17 protein-coding genes and 3 tRNA genes are annotated in these 17,355 nt (G+C 67.9%); 15 read left to right on the top strand and 5 right to left on the bottom strand.

The window, feature by feature from the left end; all coding sequences use genetic code 11:
* The first annotated feature begins 165 nt into the window (after positions 1-165).
* The 10 genes from hypF (at position 166) to G6N31_RS22815 (ending at position 10,660) form a co-directional block, all read left to right on the top strand.
* The gene (gene hypF, locus G6N31_RS22860) at positions 166-2,445 is read left to right on the top strand and encodes a carbamoyltransferase HypF (protein WP_342355824.1); all 2,280 of its coding nucleotides are present in this window, start codon (positions 166-168) and stop codon (positions 2,443-2,445) included.
* Complete coding sequence (locus G6N31_RS22855) at positions 2,418-2,711, top strand: HypC/HybG/HupF family hydrogenase formation chaperone (protein WP_098002209.1); 294 nt, start codon at positions 2,418-2,420, stop codon at positions 2,709-2,711. The genes hypF and G6N31_RS22855 overlap by 28 nt, the downstream gene beginning before the upstream one ends.
* On the top strand, positions 2,708-3,811 hold the full coding sequence (gene hypD, locus G6N31_RS22850) for a hydrogenase formation protein HypD (RefSeq protein ID WP_098002210.1): 1,104 nt from the start codon (positions 2,708-2,710) through the stop codon (positions 3,809-3,811). Before G6N31_RS22855 ends, hypD begins: the two co-directional genes overlap by 4 nt.
* Positions 3,804-4,877, top strand: coding sequence for a hydrogenase expression/formation protein HypE (hypE, locus tag G6N31_RS22845; RefSeq protein WP_098002211.1), 1,074 nt, complete (start codon positions 3,804-3,806; stop codon positions 4,875-4,877). Before hypD ends, hypE begins: the two co-directional genes overlap by 8 nt.
* Before the next feature lie 122 nt (positions 4,878-4,999).
* Complete coding sequence (locus G6N31_RS22840; RefSeq protein ID WP_179964227.1) at positions 5,000-6,334, top strand: hypothetical protein; 1,335 nt, start codon at positions 5,000-5,002, stop codon at positions 6,332-6,334.
* 25 nt (positions 6,335-6,359) lie between these two features.
* Positions 6,360-7,409: an NADH-quinone oxidoreductase subunit B family protein gene (locus G6N31_RS22835; RefSeq protein ID WP_098002212.1), complete on the top strand. Its 1,050-nt coding sequence runs from the start codon at positions 6,360-6,362 to the stop codon at positions 7,407-7,409.
* A 39-nt stretch (positions 7,410-7,448) separates the two neighbouring features.
* Positions 7,449-9,242 (top strand): nickel-dependent hydrogenase large subunit, encoded by a 1,794-nt coding sequence (locus G6N31_RS22830; RefSeq protein ID WP_098002213.1) that lies wholly within the window; start codon positions 7,449-7,451, stop codon positions 9,240-9,242.
* Complete coding sequence (locus tag G6N31_RS22825; protein WP_098002214.1) at positions 9,235-9,801, top strand: NifU-related iron-sulfur-binding protein; 567 nt, start codon at positions 9,235-9,237, stop codon at positions 9,799-9,801. Before G6N31_RS22830 ends, G6N31_RS22825 begins: the two co-directional genes overlap by 8 nt.
* The gene (locus G6N31_RS22820) at positions 9,798-10,427 is read left to right on the top strand and encodes a DUF5947 family protein (protein WP_197747146.1); all 630 of its coding nucleotides are present in this window, start codon (positions 9,798-9,800) and stop codon (positions 10,425-10,427) included. The genes G6N31_RS22825 and G6N31_RS22820 overlap by 4 nt, the downstream gene beginning before the upstream one ends.
* 26 nt (positions 10,428-10,453) lie before the next feature.
* Positions 10,454-10,660 (top strand): hypothetical protein, encoded by a 207-nt coding sequence (locus tag G6N31_RS22815; protein WP_098002215.1) that lies wholly within the window; start codon positions 10,454-10,456, stop codon positions 10,658-10,660.
* 177 nt (positions 10,661-10,837) lie between these two features.
* On the opposite strand, the gene G6N31_RS22810 is transcribed toward G6N31_RS22815, so the two are convergent.
* A tRNA-Arg gene (locus G6N31_RS22810) sits at positions 10,838-10,910 on the bottom strand.
* A 51-nt stretch (positions 10,911-10,961) separates the two neighbouring features.
* A tRNA-Ser gene (locus G6N31_RS22805) sits at positions 10,962-11,049 on the bottom strand.
* An 83-nt stretch (positions 11,050-11,132) separates the two neighbouring features.
* On the opposite strand from G6N31_RS22805, the gene hisC reads away from it, so the two are divergent.
* The 3 genes from hisC to G6N31_RS22790 are packed head-to-tail and all read left to right on the top strand — an operon-like array spanning position 11,133 to position 13,554.
* Positions 11,133-12,188 carry a histidinol-phosphate transaminase gene (gene hisC / locus G6N31_RS22800; protein ID WP_098002216.1) on the top strand — a complete coding sequence of 352 codons (1,056 nt, stop codon included), beginning with the start codon at positions 11,133-11,135 and terminating at the stop codon, positions 12,186-12,188.
* A gap of 58 nt (positions 12,189-12,246) precedes the next feature.
* The gene (locus G6N31_RS22795) at positions 12,247-12,714 is read left to right on the top strand and encodes a hypothetical protein (RefSeq protein ID WP_098002217.1); all 468 of its coding nucleotides are present in this window, start codon (positions 12,247-12,249) and stop codon (positions 12,712-12,714) included.
* 15 nt (positions 12,715-12,729) lie between these two features.
* Positions 12,730-13,554: a crotonase/enoyl-CoA hydratase family protein gene (locus tag G6N31_RS22790; RefSeq protein WP_098002218.1), complete on the top strand. Its 825-nt coding sequence runs from the start codon at positions 12,730-12,732 to the stop codon at positions 13,552-13,554.
* A 12-nt stretch (positions 13,555-13,566) separates the two neighbouring features.
* Here the strand turns inward: G6N31_RS22790 and G6N31_RS22785 are convergent.
* Together G6N31_RS22785 and G6N31_RS22780 are read right to left on the bottom strand one after the other, a co-directional pair.
* Positions 13,567-13,653, bottom strand: a tRNA-Ser gene (locus tag G6N31_RS22785).
* Between the two features lie 10 nt (positions 13,654-13,663).
* Positions 13,664-14,176, bottom strand: coding sequence for a MarR family winged helix-turn-helix transcriptional regulator (locus G6N31_RS22780; RefSeq protein WP_098002219.1), 513 nt, complete (start codon positions 14,174-14,176; stop codon positions 13,664-13,666).
* A gap of 97 nt (positions 14,177-14,273) precedes the next feature.
* Here G6N31_RS22780 and G6N31_RS22775 point away from each other — a divergent pair, with 97 nt between their 5' ends.
* Entirely contained in the window at positions 14,274-15,245 is a 972-nt protein-coding gene (locus G6N31_RS22775) for an NAD(P)H-quinone oxidoreductase (RefSeq protein WP_098002220.1), read from the top strand.
* Between the two features lie 10 nt (positions 15,246-15,255).
* On the opposite strand, the gene G6N31_RS22770 is transcribed toward G6N31_RS22775, so the two are convergent.
* A complete protein-coding gene (locus G6N31_RS22770; protein ID WP_098002221.1) occupies positions 15,256-16,452 on the bottom strand; it encodes a cysteine desulfurase-like protein in 1,197 nt (398 codons plus the stop codon).
* Between the two features lie 384 nt (positions 16,453-16,836).
* Between G6N31_RS22770 and G6N31_RS22765 the strand changes: the two genes are divergently transcribed.
* Positions 16,837-17,355 (top strand): bacterial proteasome activator family protein, encoded by a 519-nt coding sequence (locus G6N31_RS22765; protein ID WP_098002222.1) that lies wholly within the window; start codon positions 16,837-16,839, stop codon positions 17,353-17,355.

The following is a 17,355-nucleotide window of genomic DNA, read 5'->3' as shown; positions in this document are numbered from 1 at the left end:
CGCATGCGAAAAGTCCCTTCGATCTTCACAATCGGCGTCCTTCCGCGCTACGGTGGTGGCAGGTGTTCAGTCCACACCCGCCATCTGCCGAAGCGCAGGGAGGGCGATCCCAGCGTGCAAATGAATCCTGCGAATGTACGTCTCCGCGTTGACATCACCGGGGTCGTGCAAGGCGTCGGATTCCGTCCCGCCGTCGCACGGATCGCCGCCCGGCACGGCCTCGGGGGTGTCGTCTTCAACGATGCGGGCGCGGTGCACTGCGAGCTCGAGGGCCCGCCCGGCGCCGTGGCGGCCGCGGTCGACGAGATCCACCATTGCCCGCCCCCCATGGCGCGGATCGACTCGGTCGCTACCACCACCGGCACGCCGCTGGGCCAGCGGGACTTCCGCATCGTGGCCAGCCGGCCGGCTGACGAGGGCACCCGAACCCTGATTCCCCCCGATATCGCGGTCTGCGCCGACTGCCTTGCGGAGATGCGCACGCCCACCGACCGACGGTACGGGCACCCGTTCATCAGCTGTACCAACTGCGGACCGCGCTACACCGTGATCACCGGCCTGCCGTATGACCGGCCCGCCACGACCATGGCGGCGTTCCCGATGTGTGAGGCCTGCTCCGCGGAGTACCACGATCCGACCGACCGGCGCTATCACGCCCAGACCGTTGCCTGCCCAGACTGTGGACCGACGTTGGCATGGTCGGGCCCAGGAACCGGAACCGGTCCCCTGGCCGCGGCGGCGGCGGCGCTGGATGACGGCGCGGTGGTCGCGATCAAGGGCATCGGCGGGTACCACCTCGCGTGCCGCGCCGACCTCGGCGCCCCGGTCGATCGGCTGCGCAGGCGCAAGGACAGACCGGCCAAGCCGTTCGCGGTGATGGTCGCCGACCTCGACGCCGCCCGGCGCGTCGCTTACGTCGGTGACGCCGCGGCGGCGCAGTTGCGCTCACCGGCGGCGCCCATCGTGCTGGTGCCGCGGCGTGAACACGGGGTGCGCGACGCCGTGGCGCCCGGACTGCGCAGTCTGGGGCTGATGCTGGCGTACTCGCCGGTGCACCACCTGCTCTTCGACCGGTTGGGGCCGGTTCCGCTGGTCATGACGTCGGCCAACCAGGGCGGTTCGCCGATCGTCTTCCGCGACACCGACCTGGACTGGCTCGACGGGCTTGCCGACGGTGTCCTGACGCATGACCGGCGCATTCACGTGCCGTGCGAGGACTCGGTGGTGTTCGTCGCCGATGGCGGCACTGCCCCGATCCGCCGGTCACGCGGGTATGCCCCGCTGCCGGTGCGGGTGCCCGGAGTGCACACCGAGTCGGTGGTGCTGGCCACCGGCGGCGACCTTAAGACCACCTTCTGTCTCATGGGCCCCGACGGCCGTGCGCACATGTCCGCCCATCTGGGCGACATGGCCGACCCACGCACCCAGGTGTGTTTCGACGACGCACGCACGCATCTGTCGGCGATGACCGACCGGCAACCGGCGGTGATAGCCCATGACATGCACCCGACGTATGCCACCACCCACTGGGCGCGGCGCCAGCACGTCCAGACCGTCGCCGTCCAGCACCATCACGCACACGCTGTCGCGCTGCTCGCCGAACACGGGAAACTCGGGACCCCGGTGTTGGTGGCGGCATTCGACGGCACCGGGTACGGCACCGACGGAACCATTTGGGGCGGTGAGCTGCTCACGCTGACCGACCCCACGGAGTTCACCAGAGTCGGGCATCTCGCGCCGTTCGCACTGCCCGGCGGCGACGAGGCGGCGCGTCATCCGGCCCGCATCGCGTTGGATCTGCTGCACCGGGCGGGCATCGGCTGGGAGGCCGACCTGCCGCCGGTCACCGCAGTCGGCGCTGACGGCGTACACGTTCTGGAACAACAGATTCCGCGCGGGCTGGGCTGCATGACGACCACGAGCACCGGTCGGCTGTTCGATGCTGTCGCGAGCCTACTCGGGGTGTGCCAGACTGTGACCTACGAAGGACAGGCCGCCGTAGAACTCGAACATCTGGCGCGCGACGCGCGGGCGGCCCACGTGGAGTTCGACGTGCGGGCCGGTGTCATCGACCCGCTACCGGCGATCACCGGCCTGGTGGCTGGGTTGCGGGCCGGCCGCGCCGTGCCCGAGTTGGCTGCCGGTTTTCACGCCGGCCTGATCAGCGCCACCGCGACAGCGATCGGTCAGTGCGCCGCGACCACCGGCATCGGAACCGTAGGCCTGACCGGCGGCGTGTTCGTCAATCAGATACTGCTCGAGGGGCTCCGCAAGACACTGCTGCACAGCGGTTTCGACGTCCTCACTCATGCTGCGCTGCCGTGTACCGACGGAGGTATCGCACTGGGCCAGGCGGTGGTCGCCGCCTTGTGCCGGCGCTCGGCGGCACATCCGTCGTCAGAAGAAGGGAGGGCGGCATGTGCCTCGGCATCCCCGGCCAGGTGATCGACGTCTGGGACGACGCGGGCACCCTGATGTCGACCGTCGACTTCGGCGGCACCACCAAGACGGTGTGCCTGGCCTACCTGCCCGACCTGCAGATCGGTGAGTACGCCATCGTGCACGCCGGTTTCGCGATCACGCGTCTGGACGAGGAATCGGCGAACCGCACCCTGCAGGAATTCAAGAACCTCGGCGTATTGGACGAGGAGCTGGCCGGGACGGCCGGCCAACCGGCGACCGCCGGCCACGACAGCAAGGAGCCTGCGTGAAGTATCTCGACGAATTCCGTGACCCGCAGGCCGCACTGGCGTTGGTCGACCGGATCAAGCACCGCGCGTCGCGCCGCTGGACCGTGATGGAGGTATGTGGCGGCCAGACCCATTCCCTCATCCGCAACGGTATCGACCAGTTGCTCGACGGCGTGGTCGAGTTCATCCACGGACCCGGCTGCCCGGTGTGCGTCACCCCGCTGGAGATGATCGACCGCGCCCTGGAGATCGCCGCCCGCGACGACGTCATCTTCTGCTCATTCGGCGACATGCTCCGCGTCCCCGGCAGCACCCAGGACCTGTTCAGCGTCCGCGCCAGGGGTGGCGACGTGCGCGTCGTCTACTCCCCGCTCGACGCCGCCCGGGTGGCCGCCGACAACCCCGACAGGGAGGTCGTGTTCTTCGGCGTCGGTTTCGAGACCACCGCACCCGCCAATGCCATGGCCGTCGTACACGCGCAGCGACTGGGCCTGACCAACTTCTCGGTGCTGATCTCGCACGTGCTGGTACCGCCCGCGATGACGGCGATCCTGAGCTCGCCGACCAACCGGGTCGAGGGCTTTCTCGCCGCCGGACACGTCTGCACCATCATGGGAACGTCCGAGTACGGACCGCTGGTGGACCGGTTCGGTGTGCCGATCGTGGTGGCCGGGTTCGAGCCGCTGGATCTGCTCGAAGGCGTGCGTCAACTGGTGGAGCTGCTCGAGGACGGCACACCCGAGTTGCGCAATGCCTATCCGCGCGCGGTGCGCACCGAGGGCAACGTCGTCGCTCAGCGGACCCTCGCGGAAGTGTTCGCCGTGACCGACCGGCAATGGCGCGGGATCGGCATGATTCCGCAGTCGGGCTGGACGCTATCGCCGCGGTACGCGCAATTCGACGCCGAGAAGAGGTTCGGGGTCGGCAATCTGCAGGTGTCGGAGTCCACGGAGTGTCACGCCGGCGAGGTGCTGCAGGGGTTGCTCAAACCCAACCAGTGCCCGGCGTTCGGCACCGCCTGCACGCCCCGCACCCCGCTGGGCGCCACCATGGTGTCGGCTGAGGGCGCCTGCGCCGCCTACTACCAGTTCCGCCGGCTGGAAGCTCCGGTCCATGCCTGAGCCGCCGGTAGCCATCGATCCCGCCGACTGGGTGTGCCCGCTGCCGCTGCGCGAGACCGGGCGTATCGTGCTCGGCCACGGTGGCGGTGGCGTGCTGACCGAGGAACTGATCGAGAACCTGTTCCTGCCGGCGTTCGGGACCGGAGCCCGTCCCGCGCGGGACTCGGCGGTGCTGGACGTCCCGGCCGGACGCATCGCGCTCACCACGGATTCCTATGTGGTGCAACCGCTTTTCTTCCCGGGCGGTAACATCGGCGACCTGGCCGTGCACGGCACGATCAACGACCTGGCATGCAGCGGGGCCATGCCGATAGGTCTCACGGCCGGGTTCATTCTCGAAGAAGGACTCGAGCTCGACGTGCTCGGCGCCGTCGCCCAGACGATGGGCAAGGCCGCGGCCGACGCCGGTGTCGACATCGTCACCGGCGACACCAAGGTGGTCGGAAAGGGTGGTGCCGAACAGCTTTTCATCAACACCGCCGGTGTGGGAGTGGTGCCGGCAGGGGTCGAGATCGGCCCGGAGCGGGCCCGTCCTGGTGATCACGTCATCGTTTCGGGCAACATCGGCGAGCACGGCGTCGCCATTCTGAGTGTGCGCGAGGGCATCGATTTCGGCACTGTGGTGACCACCGACAGTGCCCCGTTGCACCACCTCGTAGCTGCGATGCTGGCGGCGGTACCGGACACCGCTGCGGTGCACACGCTGCGCGACCCCACCCGGGGCGGCCTGGTGGCAGCGGCGGTGGAGATCGCTCGTTCGGCAGCAGTGGGCATCGAACTCGACGAAGCACGCATCCCGGTGCCCGGGACGGTGTCCTCGGCGTGCTCATTTCTGGGTCTGGACCCGCTGCAGGTGGCCAATGAAGGCAAGATGGTGGCGGTGGTCGACCCGGCGCACAGTGCGGCGGTGCTCGACGCGATGCGTGCTCGCCCCGAGGGCGCCGGTGCCACCATCATCGGCCGGGTGGTGGCCGAGCATCCCGGCATGGTGGTGGGCAGGACCGCGTTCGGTACCAGACGCGTGATGGAACGCGAACTAGGCGAACAACTTCCACGGATCTGTTGATGTGTGACGTGGCCGCCGAGCAGCATCTCGTCCGACAGACGTCGGAGAGCGAACCGCTCCGGCCACCATGGCACGCGGGTCGTGGGTCGGAGGCAAACCAGCGGTTCCACTCTGCCCAAGCGGTGGCCGACGCGGTCCTCTACGAGGGTTATCTGCTGTACCCGTACCGGCGTTCTTCGCAGAAGAACCGGGTGCGTTGGCAGTTCGGTGTGCTGGCGCCGCGGCAGTGGCTGCATCCGTCGGCGCGGGAGGACGATTCGCTGAGCGGGTCCGCGGACGGCTGGTATCAGCAGACGGAGTGCCTGCTGGAGGCGCCCCGGGACGCCGAGGTGCACGTGCGACTGCGGTTCCTGCAGACGGTGCGTCGCACGGTGGAACAGGCCGGCGCCGACGGAGGATTCGTGCCCGTCGACCGGCTGACCGTCGACGACCGCGACTACCTGACGTTCGATGAGGCAATACCCCGCGAATTCGACATCACGACCACCCTCAGGGCGCTGATGCAGGGCCCGGTTGTGCGCCACATCGACGTGCCCGGCGGCGAGAGCGTCGAGGAACTGGTCCGCGGCGCCGGCCGGATCGTGCGTAGCTCGGGTCCACTGTCGGCCGTGCTGGCCCTGTCCGTGGCCGCCGCGACGGCCCCCTTTCCCGTGTGGAAGCTGCGCGTTCGGACCGAGAACCACGACCAGTCCACCGTCCCCGGCGTGTCGCGGTCCGAGGCGCTGCGCGCGTCGCTGATTTCGACCCACACCGTGATCGGCCTGACCGGTGGCGCTTTCCTGTCCCGGATCGACCCACCGGAGTGGGCCGCGCCCGCGGCGAAGGCCTGCCGCAACGTGCACACCTTTCCGGTCCTCGCCGGTGATCCGGCTCGGCGGGACGTGATGCTGTCCGCCCCGATCGTGATGTACGACCATCCGCAGGTCAGCCCGGAGAGTCCGGGGGACCTGTTCGACGCCACCGAGATCGACGAGATCCTGTCGCTGCGCACGGGCACACTGACCGACGACGAGAAGCGGGAGGCGCGGGCCACCGATCCGCGCGCCGCGGCCATCATCGACCGCGTCGAGCAGCTACCGCCCGAGGTGATGGACCGCCTGCACGGCGCGATCCGGGGACTCCAGCCGCGGCAGCCGACAGCACCCGAGACCGTGATCGTCGATGGTGCCCGCATCGGGGCGGGAAGCCGCGTACGGCTACGCCCCCGCCGGCGGGGTGCCGACGCCCACGACATCTTCCTGACCGGCCGGACGGCGCGGGTGGAGAAAGTGCTCACCGACATCGACGGCGAGCGGCGGATCGCCGTGACCGTCGATGACGACCCCGGAGCCGACCTGCACCAGTGGTACGGCCGCTACTACTACTTCGACGTCGACGAGGTCACCCCGATCTACGACCTCATCGCGCCGAAGTACGACCCGCTGCGCGACCGCCTCGGAGGTCGCCCGCAGACCTGACCGCCTATCACTGAAGGGACCGACCATGACCGCGACACAGCCCCCGCGCCAAGGTTTCGACGAAATGCACATCCTCTGGATCTCGGAGGGGATGAGTTGCGACGGCGACACGGTGTCCATCACCGCGTCCAGCCAGCCGGCGATCGAAGATGTGATCAACGGTCTCATTCCTGGTCTGCCCACAGTCCATCTACACAACAAGGTGCTCTCGCCGACCGTCGGCGGCGAAGAGTTCCTGGCGCCGTTCCGCGCGGCCGCCAGGGGCGAACTCGAGCCGTTCATCCTCGTCATCGAGGGCTCCATCCCGAACGAGAACATCAACGGCGACGGCTATTGGACCTCGTTCGGCAACGACCCGGACACCGGTGAGCCGCTGACGCTGAACTGGTGGCTCGACCGTCTCGCCCCGAACGCCTGGGCGGTGGTGGCCATCGGCACCTGTGCCACTTACGGCGGCATCCATGCCATGGCGGGTAATCCGACCGGCTGCATGGGGCTGGCCGACTATCTCGGCTGGGACTTCAGATCACGCGGCGCACTGCCCATCGTCAACGTGCCCGGCTGCCCGGTGCAACCGGAGAACTTCATGGAGACATTGACCTGGGTGCTCTACCACGCGGCGGGCTCGGCACCACCACCACCGCTGGACAGCCAGTTGCGGCCGCAGTGGCTGTTCGGCAAGACCGTGCACGAAGGGTGTGACCGGGCCGGCTACTACGAGCAGGGCGACTTCGGCCACGACTACAACTCCCCCAAGTGCCAGGTACACATCGGATGCTGGGGCCCGGTGGTCAATTGCAATGTGCCCAAACGGGGTTGGATGAACGGTGTGGGCGGCTGTCCCAATGTAGGCGGCATCTGTATCGCCTGCACCATGCCCGGGTTTCCGGACAAGTTCATGCCGTTCATGGACCAACCTCCCGGCGGCAGTTTGTCGTCGATGATCGTGCGGCCGTACGGCGCGTTCATCCGCAGAATGCGCGGCATCACCAACAGCAGCGCCAACAAGGAACCCAAGTGGCGCCACAACAAGGACGCGCTCACCACCGGATACAACCCACGCTGGCGTCCGTGAGGCCGCTGTCCATCACCACCCACCCGGAAGGACCCTGACATGACGGCCACCGAACGTCCACGCACGCAACGCAAACCGCCTGAGACCATCGAGATGTCGTGGGATCCGATCACCCGGATCATCGGCAACCTGGGTGTGTACACGAAGATCGACTTCGCCAATCGCGAAGTCGTCGAGTGCCACAGCACCTCGTCACTGTTTCGCGGCTACTCGGTGTTCATGAAAGGCAAGGATCCGCGCGACGCCGGCTTCATCACCAGTCGCATCTGCGGGATCTGCGGAGACAACCACACGACCTGCTCGGTCTATGCGCAGAACATGGCCTACGGCATCAAGAACCCGCCGATGGCCGAGTGGATCGTCAATCTCGGTGAAGCGGCCGAATACCTGTTCGACCACACCATCTTTCAGGACAACCTGGTCTTCATCGACTTCTGCGAGGCCATGGTCAAAGACACCAATCCCGGTGTGTTGGCCAAGGCCGAGAACGCCGAGGCCCCAGGCGCCGGCATGCACGGCTACCGCACGATCGCCGACATCATGCGGGCTTTCAACCCCTTCGAGGGGCAGATCTACAAGGAGGCGCTGCGGGTCAGCCGGATCACGCGAGAGATGTTCTGCCTGATGGAAGGTCGCCACGTGCACCCCTCCACGGTGTATCCGGGCGGGGTCGGCACCATGCCCGAACCGAGCTTGTTCACCGACTACATGTCCCGGCTCATCGACATCATCGACTTCGTCAAGGAGGCGGTCGCACTCAACGACGACGTGTTCGACTTCTGGTACCAGGCACTGCCGGGTTACGAGGAGGTCGGTCGTCGCCGGGTCCTGCTCGGCTGCTGGGGAGCCTTCCAGGACCCCGACGTCGTCGACTACAAGTACGAGAACATGACGAACTGGGGCCGGTCGATGTACGTCACTCCCGGGATCGTGGTGGACGGCAAGCTGCTCACCACCGATCTCGTCGACATCAACCTGGGTATGCGGATCTTGCTGGGCAGTTCCTACTACCACGATTGGGTCAACGAGGATCCGTTCGTCACCAAGGATCCGCTCGGCAACTCCGTGGACATGCGCCACCCCTGGAACCAGACCACACTGCCGGACCCGGGCAAGCGCGACTTCGACGACAAGTACAGCTGGGTGATGAGTCCCCGGTGGTTCGACAAGACCAGCGGGGAGCACCTCGCACTGGACACCGGCGGAGGTCCCTTCGCGCGGCTCTATGCCACGGCGCTGGCCGGCTTGGTTGACACGCCCTACGTCAAGTCGACCGGACACAGCGTGCAGATCTCCCTGCCCAAGAGTCGCAAGCTGCCCGAGATGACGTTGGAGTGGTCGCCGCCGGAGTGGTCCAACGCTATCGAGCGCGACCGGGCGCGGGTCTATTTCATCGCTTATGCGGCCGCTATGGCGCTGTACTTTCTCGAACGCGCCATGGAACGGATGCGTGGCGGAGACACCCGTGTGTTCACGAACTTCGACGTGCCCGATGAGGCGATCGGGTGTGGATTCCACGAAGCCGTGCGCGGCGTGCTGAGCCACCACATGGTGATCAAGGACGGCAAGATCGCCAACTACCACCCATATCCGCCCACGCCGTGGAACGGCAGCCCGCGGGACATCTACGGCACCCCGGGCCCCTACGAAGACGCGGTGCAGGACATGCCGATCTTCGAGGAGAACGGACCGGACGATTTCCGGGGTGTGGACATCATGCGGGCCGTGCGGAGCTTCGACCCGTGCCTGCCGTGCGGTGTGCACATGTACGTCGGTGGTGGACGGACGATCGAGAAGATCCATTCCCCGGCGGGGTGGAACGGTCATGGCTGAGGTGGATCAGAGGCCACCACGCCTGTCCGACGACGACGTCGGCGCGCAGCTGCACCGGCTCGACGAACTGCTCGCCGGACTGGAGGAGACGCCGGGCCCGGCAGGTGAGCTCGCCATGGACGCGGTCGCCGCACTGGCGCGCATCTACGGCGAGGCACTGGCCCGGGCGCTGAGCTGTGTCACCGGTACGCCGCACCTCGCGGATGCGTTCCTGCGCGACGAGTTGCTGCGGCACCTCCTGGTGCTGCACGACATCCACCCCGAACCGGCCGAGGTCCGGGTCGGCCGCGTCGTGACCGAGATGGCCGGCTCAGTACGTGAACATGGTGGCGAGATAGCGCTGGCCGGTGTCCACGACGGCGTCGCCACCGTCCGGCTGTCCGTGGGTGGGTGCGGCTCATCGGCGGCGGGCATCGCCGACGCCGTCAAGGAGGCCGTCCTCGCGGTCGCTCCGGAGTTATCGGACGTGGCGGTGGTGTCGGCGAAGAGGCGAGACACCGCGTTCATCCCCCTCGACCTGCTCACCAGGCCACCGTCGGCGTCCGGAGCGCACCCGTGACCAGCTCAGCGCTGAAAGCCGCCGGGACGTCGTCACCGCTGCGACGCGCGATCCGACGACCGGAGCGGACTGGCCGTCAGGACCTGAGCTGTCAGCTGTGCGGGGCCGGCGTCGCCGATCTGCACCGGCATCTCTTTGACGATCACAGCGGCGAGCTGCTGTGCGCCTGTCATCCGTGCACGGTGTTGTTCGACCGGGATGCCGCCGGCGGAGAGCACTACCGGCTCATACCCGACCGGCGCGTGCGCCTCGACGCATTCGCCGCACAGGGACTGGGCATCCCGGTGGGGCTTGCGTACTTCGTGGTGCAGCGCGACGGCGCCGTGGTCGCGAACTATCCGAGCCCGCTCGGCGCCACCACCTATGAGGTGGAGCCCGCGCAGTGGCGAGCGGTGATCGACCAGTGCGCTGACGTCGCCACCGTGTCCCCGCTCGTCGAGGCGGTGTTGATCAACACCGCACGGGGCGCACGCGAGCATTGGATCGTGCCCCTCGACGACTGTTACCGACTGGTGGCGATCATTCGCCAACACTGGCGGGGGCTGTCCGGCGGTAGCACGGTGTGGCCGGCCATCGAGGAATTCTTCGCTGAGCTGGAGACGGGCAACCGTCACTTCGGGATCTGAGACCACAGCACGGAAAGGACCTGACAATGGGCGAGATCCGCGTCGGCAAGCCCGACATCCAACCGGACTCCACGGCACACATCCGACGCGTCCATCAAGGCAACGCGGGCCGTCACGACAGTGCGCCCGGACACCACGGCGACGGCACCGCGGACGCGCGCCGGTCCACCGGCATCCAGCCGGAGAAGCACAACGCCATCCTGCCGATCATGCCGAACCTACCGCCGGGATGACGGCTGCCGGAATCCAGCAAACCTACGGAGGAAACGGTGAATCTTCTCAGGCCCACACTCATCGCTGTCGGGATCGCAGGCATCGCGTGGTTCGGGTGGCGCGAGTATCCCGCGCTGAGGCGCTACCTGAAGCTGTCCCGGATGTGACCCGAACGGATCGACGGCTCGGTGCAGAAGCGCGCCCGAAGGGATTCGAACCCCTAACCTTCTGATCCGTAGTCAGATGCTCTATCCGTTGAGCTACGGGCGCTTCGGTACTGCATATTCACTTGTTGACGCCGGCGAGCCGGCAGTTCAACCGCGGAGGCGAGAGGATTTGAACCTCCGGTCCCCGGTAAGAGGACAACTCATTAGCAGTGAGTCCCATTCGGCCGCTCTGGCACGCCTCCCGACGTTTACCGCCGCTGCGACAGAGTACACAGGGCCCGCCGCGGGAAGCAAAGCAGATGCCGAGCCGCCCTAAACTGTTCGGGTGTCCGTGCGTCTGCGCCCCGAACTGGCCGATCTCCCCGCCTACACGCCGGGGCGAACGGTGCCCGGCGCCATCAAGATCGCCAGCAACGAGACCGTGCACGGTCCGCTGCCCAGCGTGCGCGCGGCGATCGAGCGAGCCATCGACAGCCTCAACCGCTACCCGGACAACGGTTATGTCGAGCTCAAGGAGCGCCTGGCCAAGCACGTCAACTTCGCGCCCGAGCACATCTCGGTCGGGTGCGGGTCGGTCAGCCTGTGCCAGCAGCTGATCCAGATCACCTCGACCGTCGGCGACGAGGTGCTGTTCGGGTGGCGCAGCTTCGAGATCTACCCGCTGCAGGTCCGCACCGCCGGAGCGACACCGGTGCAGGTCGCGCTGACCGACCACACCTTCGACCTGGACGCAATGGCGGCCGCGATCACCGACCGCACCCGACTGATCTTCGTGTGCAATCCGAACAACCCGACCAGCACGGTCGTCGACCCCGACGCGTTGGCGCGGTTCGTCGCCGCGGTTCCGCCACACATCATGGTGGTGCTCGACGAGGCCTATATCGAGTACGTCCGCGACGGGATGGTGCCCGACAGCTTCGGGCTGGTCCGCGCGCACCGCAATGTCGTTGTGCTGCGCACGTTTTCGAAGGCCTACGGGTTGGCCGGCCTGCGCGTCGGCTATGCGGTGGCTGATCCCGAGATCGTCACCGCGCTGTCGAAGGTCTACGTCCCGTTCACCGCGACCAGCCTGTCGCAGGCTGCCGCGATCGCCTGCCTGGACGCCGCCGACGAGCTGCTCGAGCGCACCGACGCCGTCGTCGCCGAACGCGGCCGGGTCTCGGCGGCGCTGCGCGACGCGGGCTACCAACTGCCGCCGTCCCAGGCCAACTTCGTCTGGCTGCCGCTGGTCGGGCGGGCCCAGCAGTTCGCCGCCGACGCGGCCAACAGCCGCATCATCGTGCGCCCGTACGGCGAGGACGGCGTGCGCGTGACCGTGGCCTCCCCCGCCGAGAACGACGCCTTCCTCGAGTTCGCCGAACGGTGGATAGGAGAAGCCTGAGCAGGTCCGTCACCTGTACGTCTGTCTCGAACCCGGGTGGCGCGCTTATCGTGGCGGGATGAGAACGCACGCACGGGTCACCGCGGCGACGCTGATCGGCCTGACCATCACGCTCGGGCTGACCACCGCGTGCACGCGAACCACCGAGGGCGTCGTCGCGCAGACCACCCAGCCAGGCCCGGCCCTGACGTCGGCGCCGGGCATGCCCGGTGTGCCGGGGGGCCCGCAGGCACCGAGCATCCCGGGACTGCCCGATTTCACGATCCCTAACCTGCCGCTGCCGACCCGCGACACCGATGCTCCCGACGTGCCTGCGCCGGCCAACTCGCTGACCATGGAATGCGGGGAGTTCAACGACCTCGACGAGGACACCAAGCGTGCGGTGGTCGAAAAGATCATGGAGGAGAACGGCACCCCGTTCGGCTCCGACGGGTCGTTCATCGAGCAGATCCTGGCCGACACCGGCTGCCAGCTGATGCCGACCGCGACGGTCAGTGAGGTCCTGTCGGGATCACTGCCCGGGTGAGTCGCTAGCCTTTCGATCATGAGCACGTACGAATCGGTGACCGTCGACATCGCCGACCACATCGCCGAGGTCACGCTGATGGGTCCCGGCAAGGGCAACGCGATGGGTCCGGCGTTCTGGGCTGAGATGCCGGTGCTGTTCGCCGAACTCGACGCCAACCCCGACGTGCGGGCGATCGTGCTCGCCGGTTCGGGCAAGAATTTCAGCTACGGCCTGGACCTGGCCGCGATGGGCAACACGCTGGGCTCGATGATGACCGAGGCGTCGTCGTCCAAGCCGCGCGCCGAGTTCCACCAGCGGCTCAAGACCATGCAGCAGGCGATCACCGCGGTCGCGGACTGCCGCACGCCGACCATCGCGTCGGTGCACGGATGGTGCATCGGCGGCGGTGTGGATCTCATCTCCGCGGTGGACATCCGCTACGCCAGCGCCGACGCGAAGTTCTCGGTGCGTGAGGTCAAGCTCGCCATCGTCGCCGACGTCGGCTCGCTGGCCCGGTTGCCCTTCATCCTCACCGACGGGCACCTGCGGGAGCTGGCTTTGACCGGCAAGGACATCGACGCCTCCCGCGCCGAGAAGATCGGCCTGGTCAACGACGTCTTCGCGGATCCGGACGCGTCGCTGGCCGCCGCGCGCGCCACCGCGGCCGAGATCGCCGCCAACCCGCCGCACACGGTGCACGGCATCAAAGACGTGCTCGACGAGCAGCGCACCGCGGCGGTGGCCGCGAGCCTGCGGTACGTCGCGGCATGGAACTCGGCGTTCCTGCCGTCGAAGGACCTGACCGAGGGCATCCAGGCGATGTTCGAGAAGCGTCCGCCGAACTTCACCGGCGAGTAGCCGTCGGGAGTGCGGTGGCGGAGGGATTTGAACCCCCGGACGGTGTTAGCCGTCTCTCGCTTTCAAGGCGAGTGCATTAGGCCGCTCTGCCACGCCACCGCGGGACAGTCTAGACGCGGCCCAGCTTGGCGGTCTGGCCCCCGGCGGTCAGTCCCGCGCTGATGCGCCGGCAGTTCTCCCCCATCGCCACCACCTGCGGCCGGGACAGGCGCGCCAGGAAGTGCGCACGCACTCCGGCGCCGTAGGTCTGCATCGCCGTGGTCAACGCCTCCCGGCCCTCGGGCGTGATGCTGGCGAGCACGCCGCGGCCGTCGTCCGGGCTGGCGCCGCGCACCACCAGCTTCTGTACCTCCAGCCGGTGGATCTGGCGCGTGACCCGGCTCGGCAGCGACAACAACGCCTCGGCCAGGTCCCCCATCCGCGCCGAACCCGTCGCCGACTTGGCCAGCAGGTCGAGCAACCGCACATCGTTGAGTGTGAGCCCGTGCTCGTCGACCAGCGACCGATTCATCGTGGCGTAGAGCCGCAGCGCCGCGTCGAGAAAGTTCTGCCACGCCTTCTCTTCGGCGATATCCAGTCCGGGCGTGTCACTCGCTGTACGCCCCGCAATAGTCCCCGCCATGTTCCTACCCCCTCGCTACCTGCTCAATAGTAGGACTGCAGGGCATTGCTGGTGGTGGAAAGCGCCGGTGTTTCCGCAGCGTAGTAGCGTTTGACGGATGCACGCGATCGTGGCCGAGAACGGTCGGCTCAGCTGGCAGGCGGTACCGGACGTCACCCCCGGCCCCGGGGAGGTGCTGATCAAGGTCGACGCGGCCGGCGTCAACCGCGCCGACCTGTTGCAGGCCGCCGGAAAGTATCCGCCCCCACCGGGTGCCAGCGACATCATCGGTCTCGAGGTCTCCGGAACGATCACCGCAGTCGGCGACGGAGTCACCGACTGGTCGACGGGCCGAGGCGTGTGTGCACTGCTGGCCGGTGGGGGCTACGCCGAATACGTATGCGTGCCTGCGGGTCAGGTCCTCGACATCCCCGACGGGGTCGCGCCGGCCCATGCTGCCGGGCTTCCCGAGGTGGCCTGCACGGTGTGGTCGAACCTGGTGATGACCGCCGGGATGCGGGCACCGCAGCTGGTCCTGTTACACGGCGGCGCAAGCGGAATCGGCACCCACGCCATCCAGATCGCGCGAGCGCTCGGCTGCCGGGTCGCCGTCACCGCAGGATCCCGCAACAAACTGGACCTGTGCGCCGAACTCGGCGCCGAGATCACCGTCGACTACCACAACGAGGACTTCGTGGAGGTGGTCCGCGCCGCCGGCGGCGCTGACGTGATCCTCGACATCATCGGGGCGGCATACCTCGACCGCAACGTCGACGCCCTGGCCGATGACGGTCGCCTGGTGATCATCGGGATGCAGGGCGGTGCGAAAGCCGAACTGAACATCGCCAAACTCCTTGCCAAACGGGGCGGCGTGTTCGCGACGGCGCTGCGGGCGCGCCCGGTCGACGGCGCCGCCGGCAAGAGCGCGATCGTCGCCCAGGTGCGCGACCAGGTGTGGCCGCTCATCGCCGACGGTCAGGTGCGCCCGGTCATCGGCGCGGAGTTCCCGATCGCCGAGGCGCAGGCCGCTCACGAACTGCTGGACTCCGGTGACGTGTCCGGGAAAGTCATTCTGCGCGTGGGTGACTGAAGCAGAGTGCTCAGCCCAGCGACGCCAGCGCCCGAACCAGTTGGTCGACCTCGGCCGTGGTGCTGTAGTGCGCCAGTCCGATCGTGACCGCGCCACCGATGTCGTTGACGCCGATCAGGTCCAGCACGCGGGAATTCGCATGGGCGATCGCCAGGATGCCGTTGTCGGCGAGCCGCTGCACCACCCGTTCGGCGGGCACGTTGTTCATCACGAAGCTGACCACCGGGACCCGGACCTCGGGATCGCCGAGCACCATCACCGTGGGCAGTGACCGCAGCGATGTCAGCAGATAGTCGAACAGGCCGCTCAGGTATCCACTGGCCGAGCGCATCGAGATCTCGAGCCGCTCCCTTCGCGTACCCTGAGCTGAATCATCCAGGGCCGCAAGGTATTCGACGCTGGCGACCACGCCGCCCAGCAGACCGAACTGGTGTGCCCCCACCTCCAACCGGGCGGGACCGGTCGCCGACGGGTCCAGCGAAATCGACCCGAGCGCGTCGAGCAGCGACGGATCCCGGAACGCGAGCGCGCCGATGGGCGGCCCGCCCCAGGCCAGCATGTTCACCGCGACCACGTCGGCGTCGACGTCGTCGATGTCGAACAACCGGTACGGAGCGGCCGCCGAATGGTCGACGATGACCAGACCACCGACCTCGTGCACCAGTTTGGTCACCTCGCGCAGGTCGGTGACCGTCCCCAAAGTCGAGGACGCAGAGGTGATCGCGACCAGACGGGTGGGCCGGGTGACCAGGTCCTCCCACTGCCAGGTCGGCAGCTCCCCGGTTTCGATGTCCACCTCGGCCCACTTGACCTTCGCGCCGAAGCGGTTGGCCGCGCGCAACCACGGCGCGATGTTGGCTTCGTCGTCGAGCCGGGTGACGACCAGCTCGTACCCGAGCCCGACCCGGGTGGAGGCGGCGTCGGCCAGCGCGGTCAGCAGCAGCGCCCGGTCGGCGCCCAGGACGACCCCGGCGGGGTCGGCGTTCACCAGATCGGCAACGGCCTGGCGCGCGGCGGCCAGCACCGCGGCGCTGCGCCGGGACCCGGGGTGCGGACTGTCGACGGTGGGCATCGAGCCGCGGAACGCCGTCGACACCGCACGCGCCACCGTGTCGGGCAGCAACATGCCGTTCTGCGCGTCCAGATGCACCCAGCCATCGCCCAATGACGGGTGCAAACCCCGCACCCGGGCGACGTCGTATGCCATGGCAGCCCACCTTAGTGCGTCGAGGAACCCCGTTGACCCTCCCGACGGCCGGGAAATCAGCGGATACCCGACCTCGCTGTCGGTGCCCGCTGTACCCATCAACGGGCCATCTGCGCAGCCATACTAGTCGAGGTACCTGAGCACATCGGGCGCTACATATCGGATCGTTGCTGGTCGCGGTGTTGACAGGTGTCCTAGCAGTTGATCACCGAGCCACGCGGATTCGCTCGGTTGCGGACCGTGGCCGCGGCGACGTCGAGACCGGGGGCGGCGGGCGGGCCGTGGTGGAAAAATCGTCGCGCTGAGAGAAGATCAACCTGACCAACGGCAGGCCGCGGTCGGGTCGACCGCAACGAGCACGGGACGCTGAGGCACTCTAGGACGATGACGAGCAACACCGACGACGACAACATCGAGATCATCGGCGGCGATCAGGACGGCACCGAGGACGAGCGCGGCGCCGACGGCCGGTCCCTGACCGACCTCGTCGAACAGCCGGCCAAAGTGATGCGCATCGGCACGATGATCAAGCAGCTGCTGGAGGAGGTGCGCGCGGCACCGCTCGACGAAGCCAGCCGAGGTCGTCTGCGCGACATCCACCGCACCAGCATCAGCGAGCTCGAAGACGGTCTGGCTCCGGAGCTGCGCGAGGAACTCGAGCGGCTCACGCTGCCGTTCACCGAAGACGCCGTGCCGTCCGATGCCGAACTGCGGATCGCGCAGGCGCAGTTGGTGGGCTGGCTGGAGGGCCTGTTCCACGGCATTCAGACCGCGTTGTTCGCACAGCAGATGGCGGCCCGCCAGCAGCTGGAACAAATGCGTCAGGGTGCGCTGCCGCCGGGCCCGGGGATGCCGGGCCAGCGGGGCACACCGGGCCACCCCGGCACCGGCCAGTACTTGTGA

The sequence above is a fragment of the Mycolicibacterium duvalii genome, assembly GCF_010726645.1.
Lineage (GTDB): Bacteria > Actinomycetota > Actinomycetes > Mycobacteriales > Mycobacteriaceae > Mycobacterium > Mycobacterium duvalii.
Note: the sequence above shows the minus strand (reverse complement) of the source record. Positions and strands in the feature narration are given on the sequence as shown.

Bases quoted from the DNA above. Each gene is read 5' to 3' on its own strand.
- G6N31_RS22795 (WP_098002217.1), top strand. From the start codon at position 12,247: ATGAGAACGCACGCACGGGTCACCGCGGCGACGCTGATCGGCCTGACC.
- G6N31_RS22780 (WP_098002219.1), bottom strand. From the start codon at position 14,176: ATGGCGGGGACTATTGCGGGGCGTACAGCGAGTGACACGCCCGGACTG.
- G6N31_RS22830 (WP_098002213.1), top strand. From the start codon at position 7,449: ATGACGGCCACCGAACGTCCACGCACGCAACGCAAACCGCCTGAGACC.
- G6N31_RS22775 (WP_098002220.1), top strand. From the start codon at position 14,274: ATGCACGCGATCGTGGCCGAGAACGGTCGGCTCAGCTGGCAGGCGGTA.
- hypE (WP_098002211.1), top strand. From the start codon at position 3,804: ATGCCTGAGCCGCCGGTAGCCATCGATCCCGCCGACTGGGTGTGCCCG.
- G6N31_RS22825 (WP_098002214.1), top strand. From the start codon at position 9,235: ATGGCTGAGGTGGATCAGAGGCCACCACGCCTGTCCGACGACGACGTC.
- G6N31_RS22855 (WP_098002209.1), top strand. From the start codon at position 2,418: ATGTGCCTCGGCATCCCCGGCCAGGTGATCGACGTCTGGGACGACGCG.
- G6N31_RS22835 (WP_098002212.1), top strand. From the start codon at position 6,360: ATGACCGCGACACAGCCCCCGCGCCAAGGTTTCGACGAAATGCACATC.
- G6N31_RS22765 (WP_098002222.1), top strand. From the start codon at position 16,837: ATGACGAGCAACACCGACGACGACAACATCGAGATCATCGGCGGCGAT.
- G6N31_RS22815 (WP_098002215.1), top strand. From the start codon at position 10,454: ATGGGCGAGATCCGCGTCGGCAAGCCCGACATCCAACCGGACTCCACG.
- G6N31_RS22770 (WP_098002221.1), bottom strand. From the start codon at position 16,452: ATGGCATACGACGTCGCCCGGGTGCGGGGTTTGCACCCGTCATTGGGC.